Below are 6,956 nucleotides of genomic sequence, written 5' to 3'. Positions count from 1 at the left end.
CTGAACTCTGGTTAAGAGATGTACTAATGTATTGATATTAAATCACAAATATATTTATTAGTCTCCAGCCGGAGACTTTTAGCGATAACAAGGCGAATTTACGCGTCAATAGCTAGCCTATTGCAAGTAAATTCAACGCAGTTAGCGTTGAAAGTAGCCGCTGGAGATAGATTTATTATCCAGAGATTTAATATTAGCTCGTTGTTTTATTTAAATACAAAAGGCCTGTTAAAGGCCTTTTTTATTATTTATTAATGCTTAATTTACTTTTCTAGCAATAAATCATGTATTTTTGCAAGGTCAGTTTTACCTTCTATGATCTCATCAGGCGTTAACCCTGAAAGTTCATGCGGAAACACGAGCCACTCTTCAGATTCATGAATGTAATAATCTGGTTTCATATCAACTTTTGAGTTTTTCGGCTTGTAGTATGGGCATGCTACCCGAATATCTTTTGGTAAATTTAAACGCATTAACTCTGAAAGTTTTTCTTTTAATGCAAAAATACTGCGGCCAGAGTCAAAAACATCATCAACAATTAATAACGAATCACCAGCGTTGGCGTTTTCAATAATGTAATGTAAACCGTGAACTTTGATCTCTTTTGATTGCTGATTAATACCGTAATACGAAGACGTACGTACTGCGATATGATCAGTTTCTATGCCCTTATAGTCATAATATTCTTGCACAGCTATACCTATTGGTGCACCACCGCGCCAAATACCAATAATAAAATCAGGACGAAAGCCGTCTTGGTAAACTTGTGCGGCAACGCGAAAAGAATCTTCAAGCAATTGCTGCGCCGTGATGTAAGTCTTATCAGACATAATAGAAACCCCAGTGTAAGTAGTTCAATCAAGTGTAGTCTAAGCAAGACAAAGTTAACCACCTGAAAAGCTGTGGGGCGAGATTTTAGCGTAAATTAGGATAAAAAGCTTGTTTGCGAGGAATTTTTAATGGTTTGCAGCTAAAAACGAATCTAAACGTACAGCACGATGAGCCCTTTATAAAAATAGCACCTTATTTTCACAAGGTGCTATATTCATCTAGAGTGCTTATTTAGCCGCTTTGGATAGGGCTAAATTATGCTTTTTCAAGTAATGTACGTGCAACGGTACGCATACCAACGGTGGTTGCGCCAGCAGCCCATTGGCCAGTGCTACCCATATTAAACGCAGCCGCTAAGTCAATGTGCACCCAGCCTTTACCATCGTTTGGTACAAAACGCGATAAGAAACCTGCGGCATTTGATGCACCGCCATAACCGCCCCCTTTTTGCGCACGGCTATTTGCGGTATCAGCATAAGGCGATGGGCAGTTTTGTTGGTGCCACTTTTCAAGTGGTAATGGCCAACCTGCTTCCATTTCTTGCTCTGCAAAGCCTTCAACTTCACGTACAAACTCTTTATCAAGACCAAATAAGGCATTGTACTCTTGACCAACGGCAACCAGTGCAGCGCCTGTTAGAGTTGCAGCATTGATAATAAGCGGTGCACCTGTTTCACCTGCAGCCATAAGACCATCGGCAAGCACTAAACGCCCTTCAGCATCGGTGTTTACAATTTCAACTGTTGTGCCATTTTTATAAGTCAAAATGTCACCTAGCTTGTAAGCATGGCCCGAAATCATGTTCTCTGCGCAGCATAAAAATAACTTGATACGTTTGTTGATACCGCGGCTAATAGCCAAGGCAAGACCTGCAGTAACCGTGGCTGCACCGCCCATATCGCACTTCATGCCCAGCATGCCTTCACTTGACTTAATTGAGTAACCACCTGAGTCAAACGTGATCCCCTTCCCCACTAATGCCGCATCAACAGGTGCATTGTCGTCCCCAGTTGGGTTGTAATCTAATGCTAGTAATACTGGCGGGCGCTCACTGCCACGACCAACAGCATGAATACCAATCCATTGCTGCTCAAGTAACGCATCGCCTTTAATAATCTGGTAGCTGACATGCTCTGGCGCAAGTGATTGAATAAACTCAGCCGCTTTACCTGCAAGGCTTTCAGGGAAAATATCATCTGCTGTGCCGTTGATCATTTCACGCGCCCATGTGGCAGAGCGTAATAATGAATTTAGCTCTTGGCTGTCCGTTTTTGCATTTTGTGCAAACTCAACGCCTGCTAACGTTTTCGGAGAAACAAAGCCTTGGTAAAACGCCCATTGTGTTTCAGTACACCAGCAGTCGCCAGCTAAAACTACATTTTTAACACCTTGATTGGCAATCGTACGCGCCGCTTTTTGCACGTTTTTTAAAGTCTCTTGCTCGGCTAGGTGAACTGTTGCACCGTGCTCATTAAATGAAAGTGTGGCGTTTTCGCCCCAATGAGATGCAGCCGCTTGTTCGCTTAATTGAACAACAAATTTTTCAGACATGTTAGAATACTCTTTGCGCTAATTAGTGGCATTGAGTCTACTATAGCTGGCACAACTTCCCAACCGATTGAGACCAAATAATGAAATTTGCTAAGCCATTACAACCAGCCACATTAATCAAACGCTACAAACGATTTTTAGCCGACTTACGCTTAGCGAATGGCACTGAGTTTACTGCGCATTGCGCTAACACCGGTAAAATGACAGGCTGCGCAGAGCCTGATTTCAACGCATTTTACTCAACCAGTGATAATGCAAAACGTAAATACCCACATTCTTTAGAACTCACTCAAAACCAATTTCAACACCTCATATGTGTTAATACAGCAATGGCAAATAAAGTAGTCGAAGAGTCTATTCAAGCAAATTTTATTAGTGAGCTTAGCGGTTACCAGCAATTACAAAGCGAAGTAAAATATGGCCAAGAAAACAGCCGTATCGACTTTTTACTCAGCGACCCTAATCGCCCAAATTGTTATGTTGAAGTAAAATCAGTCACGTTATTAAGCCAAGATGCGCCAGAGACAGGCCAAGGCTATTTTCCTGATGCGCAAACATTACGCGGGCAAAAACATATTCGCGAATTAATAGAAATGGTTGAACAAGGCCATCGTGCAGTATTATTGTTTGCAGTTTTACATGAGGGCATAACCCAAGTGAGTGCAGCAAAACATATAGATGAAAAGTACGCACAGTTATTAACAGAGGCGATTGCTAAAGGTGTTGAGGTATTGGCTTACAAAGCGAAAATTTCGGCCAAAGAAGTTACTTTGGCCGAAAGAGTGACATTTATTCCTTAGTTAGTGAAACATCCATTTCACCGATTAAATTAAGGTTTATATCTTCGTCTTTAAATAATAATGGTCTGAGCGTGGCATTTTCAGAGTAAAAACGTGATTGATCATCAAAATGATCCGACGTTGAGTCTGAGCTTTGCGACATCGTTAGTAGTCCTTTGGCAACCGGACCATCGTCGGTGAAGTTCATTACAAACATCCAACTAGAACCATAATTCACCGGATAACCTGCACTACTTAGGTTTGAGCGCAGTGGTTCACCCGTAATAGCATCATTTAACGCTTGATGATCAATATAAGGGATCAAAGTTGAACGAGTTGTGCCGCTACGATCGAATCGAAACACATTAAATCCACCTTCAACATGCATAGGGCCGCTCCACGGTAGTTTTTCCCCCGAGGCATTACCTCCTGCAAGCGTTTTCTCTACAAACTGCATTTGTGCAAGGGTTGCATCAAGTGCGGTCCCATTACTTTGTAATGTAGCCACAGCATGTGCCAAGGTAACCAAGGCAGAGCCGTCAATACGCAAAGTATTAGGTGTGTTCGCAGGGTTCGTAACATCAAAATTATCTGCAAGCAACGTATCTGCATCAAATAAATGGGCAAACTCACGAATAAGTGCGGCACCTTTAGTTTCTAGATTCATTGCACCATTCCACTGCGCTAACACGCTACACGCTTGCGTTAAATCAATACTATCACCATTACTTAACATGACTGGTGTGTCACCTTGCGCTTGGCACTGAGCAACTAGCTGTTCAAACACCAGTTCACCAAGGTAAATGCGATCGCCAACAAGCGCCGTTTCAAGCTCATCCAAGGTGAATAAACCATCTTCGCCACCGCCATCTTTTAATAGCTGTAAGCCCATTCGAGTACGTAATGAAAGCGGTTTGTGTACATCACCATATTGTGCGGCAAAACCGAGTAATGGTTGCTCTGGATTGGTTACCCAATAACTATCGTTAGAATTTTGCACATAGTCGGTACGGTTTAACTGCGGCGCTTTTTCAAAAGGTACATTGCCATCAGCTTCAAACAATTTTAAATTACCGGGTACTAAATCAAACCCGGTCGATTCGCGCAGCGCAACGAGTTCTGGTTGAATACGAATCGCCATATTAGCGGTATCACCCACATTAAGTACTGTACTGTCATCTACGAAAAATACATTACCGTCTTTATCCGTTGCCATTGTATTGTTAAACGACACGCCATCAAACTGCGCAAACGAGGCTTTCATATCATCTAAGCTACGCGCTTGGTTTAATGCTGACCACTGAGCAACTACGTCCATGTTGAACTCGTTGGCATCTTTAATAGTAAACGCTTGGCTATCATCCCAACCTAAGCCGTTTGCAGCCGGTGTTTCAATCATCAAGCCGTGATGACTGTAATAAAAGTCTTTTTCCAGCTCGATTGTCATACCCGGTGCGACCGCGACTTCAACCGAGACTTTTTTGCTGGTTATCGCATATTCATCATCTTCAACGCTATAACTCATGCGGTCATTTTCATTTAGTGCTAATTGATAGATTAAAAAATGCCGTGCTGTTGAAAATGTATGCGTCCAGGCAACATGTTCATTAAAGCCAATGTTGATTACCCCTGGCATCCCTTGCAAACTGCCGCCCATCACATTCATGGCACCAGGAATGGTTAAATGTGACTGCCAAAACCGTAAATTACCTTCGTGAGGAAAGTGCGGATTCGCTAATAAGCCCCCTTTGCCATTGGCCATTTTATCTTTACCCACACCCCAGCCATTTGACCCTAAATGCTCGTACTTTTTCTCTAGTTTAAAACTTGTAGCTTGTTGATTGATATTTTTAACAACACTTGAAACTGCACTAGGTTCTGATGCTTTTGGGGTCGGTAAATATTCACCGCCGTCACCTGGATTGGCTAAAAATGCAAGATCTAAAAAGTTAGCTGAGCTTGCAAGCTGCACTGTTGCCATGGCGTATGCCAACATATCTTCTGGGGTTAATTCAAACACCCAAGGTTGGGAAGCGCACTCTGGGGCTAAGTTATCAGTGCCAGTATCGCTTACATATTTATTAAAACCTTGTACAAAGCCTTCATAATGCGCGCGGCTATCGTCATTTAGTTCATTATAATGCTCTTTCGCATAGGCGTTAATGCCTAAAGCTTTATAACCAAAGTCTGAGATTAAATGCGCTGAATCACCACTGCCTGGGACTTTGTCTGGGCCAAAATATTTAGCTCGTTCGCCACGCGTTTTTACAATTTGATCCAGTAATAAACAACTATGATCTTTGGCATAGGCATAGCCACTACCAAACGCTAAGCTTTCTAAGTTATCAGCCTTAATATGTGGCACCCCAAAGGTCGTCCAGCGAATATTTGCATCGAGCTTATTATCGTCATCAAATGCTATAATTACAGGTGCGGGTTCTGGGTTTGGCTCAACGACTATAGGTGGCGGCTCAACAGTATTTTTGTCATCATCTGAGCCGCATGCGGTTAATAATAAGGCTGCAGCAATACTAATAGAGAGTGTGTGAAGTTTCATTGTGGTTCCTTGTTGGTTAATCTGAATGCATAGACAATAAGCTGAAGCTATTACCCTTAATTCTGATTACTTTTTGTTTTTATCCAATGGATACCATGCCTTATAAAATTGTCTAAATCTTGACTCCTCACGCAAAAAATTGACTTTACGCGCCAACTAATGCAGCTTGATGTTATCTATTTATTAAAAAGTAACTAAAATGTATTTTGTTAGTAGCCAAATAATTCGCTCCTTAGTGCACTTTTTGATAGCACAAGGGCTTGCTCCAGAAGCAGTAAATAAACGTTTACTAAATCGTGCAAACCACCTTGATGATAGCCGCTATAAATATCCAGTTTCAGATTACGAACAGCTAATGACATTTGCAGCACAACACCTTTGCTGCGATCATATCGGATTAAAGTTCGGTCAATCTTTAAAAACGCAAAGCTGGGGTTTACTGGGTCACATTGCGCTAGTGAGTGATTCTTTAGGCAAGGTGCTGCAACACGCTTTACAACTTAATACATTAGTAAGGAATGTGGGGATTATTCAACTGCACCATGAGCAACAAACAAGTCATTTAAGCTGGTACCCAAGTACTAAAATACAGCATCATATGGTTGATGAGCTATTTAGTAGTTGGCTCTCTTTCGCAAAATATTGCAGTTTCAAAAACACAGATTTATCACTTATAAAGGTACAACTTACTAGATCTGAACCCAAGCCCGAGAGTTTGCGCGCATATAAAGCCGTATTTAATTGTCCTATAGAGTTCCACGCAACAACCAATACGCTTAGCTTTAAAAGTAACATGCTTAGTAGTCCACTTAATTCAGCAAACCAAGAACTAGAGCAATTATTGTCAGCACAAGCAATTGAGCTTATTAGTGAAAATGACCGTATAAACCAGCTTAAAGCATACATAACCGCACACTTTCCCAATGTACCTAATGTTGAACAAGCAGCAACACAGTTTGGTTTTAAAAAACGCAGCTTACAACGTTATTTAACTGAACAAGGCTGTAACTATTCAATGCTGGTTGATGAACTTCGCAAATACCATGCGAAGCGTATGTTGCTTAATAAGTTAAGTGTATTGGAAGTAAGTAACCGATTAGGGTTTTCAGAACAGAGTGTATTACAACGCGCATTTAAGCGTTGGTATGGTTGCTCACCAAAAAAGTTTTTAACACAAATAAAAAATTAAGTTGTATTAATTATTTTTGCCCATATAACAAGGCCAGTAAAAAAATCAC

5 protein-coding genes are annotated in these 6,956 nt (G+C 41.3%); 2 read left to right on the top strand and 3 right to left on the bottom strand.

Annotated elements, in window-relative coordinates:
* Positions 1–263 precede the first annotated feature (263 nt).
* Together C7Y70_RS18650 and pepB are read right to left on the bottom strand one after the other, a co-directional pair.
* The gene (locus C7Y70_RS18650) at positions 264–830 is read right to left on the bottom strand and encodes a phosphoribosyltransferase family protein (protein ID WP_099294960.1); all 567 of its coding nucleotides are present in this window, start codon (positions 828–830) and stop codon (positions 264–266) included.
* 256 nt (positions 831–1,086) lie between these two features.
* Complete coding sequence (gene pepB, locus C7Y70_RS18645; RefSeq protein WP_099294961.1) at positions 1,087–2,382, bottom strand: aminopeptidase PepB; 1,296 nt, start codon at positions 2,380–2,382, stop codon at positions 1,087–1,089.
* 80 nt (positions 2,383–2,462) lie between these two features.
* Here pepB and sfsA point away from each other — a divergent pair, with 80 nt between their 5' ends.
* Complete coding sequence (sfsA, locus tag C7Y70_RS18640; RefSeq protein ID WP_135476440.1) at positions 2,463–3,182, top strand: DNA/RNA nuclease SfsA; 720 nt, start codon at positions 2,463–2,465, stop codon at positions 3,180–3,182.
* Here the strand turns inward: sfsA and C7Y70_RS18635 are convergent.
* A complete protein-coding gene (locus C7Y70_RS18635; protein ID WP_135476438.1) occupies positions 3,172–5,718 on the bottom strand; it encodes a penicillin acylase family protein in 2,547 nt (848 codons plus the stop codon). The genes sfsA and C7Y70_RS18635 overlap by 11 nt on opposite strands.
* A gap of 199 nt (positions 5,719–5,917) precedes the next feature.
* Here C7Y70_RS18635 and C7Y70_RS18630 point away from each other — a divergent pair, with 199 nt between their 5' ends.
* Complete coding sequence (locus C7Y70_RS18630; RefSeq protein WP_135476436.1) at positions 5,918–6,907, top strand: AraC family transcriptional regulator; 990 nt, start codon at positions 5,918–5,920, stop codon at positions 6,905–6,907.
* Positions 6,908–6,956 lie beyond the last annotated feature (49 nt).

It is taken from the genome of Pseudoalteromonas sp. KS88 (assembly GCF_004766475.1).
GTDB lineage: Bacteria > Pseudomonadota > Gammaproteobacteria > Enterobacterales > Alteromonadaceae > Pseudoalteromonas.
Note: the sequence above shows the minus strand (reverse complement) of the source record. Positions and strands in the feature narration are given on the sequence as shown.

Coding starts and splice junctions, on each gene's coding strand:
- C7Y70_RS18650 (WP_099294960.1), bottom strand. CDS start 830: ATGTCTGATAAGACTTACATCACGGCGCAGCAATTGCTTGAAGATTCT.
- pepB (WP_099294961.1), bottom strand. CDS start 2,382: ATGTCTGAAAAATTTGTTGTTCAATTAAGCGAACAAGCGGCTGCATCT.
- sfsA (WP_135476440.1), top strand. CDS start 2,463: ATGAAATTTGCTAAGCCATTACAACCAGCCACATTAATCAAACGCTAC.
- C7Y70_RS18635 (WP_135476438.1), bottom strand. CDS start 5,718: ATGAAACTTCACACACTCTCTATTAGTATTGCTGCAGCCTTATTATTA.
- C7Y70_RS18630 (WP_135476436.1), top strand. CDS start 5,918: ATGTATTTTGTTAGTAGCCAAATAATTCGCTCCTTAGTGCACTTTTTG.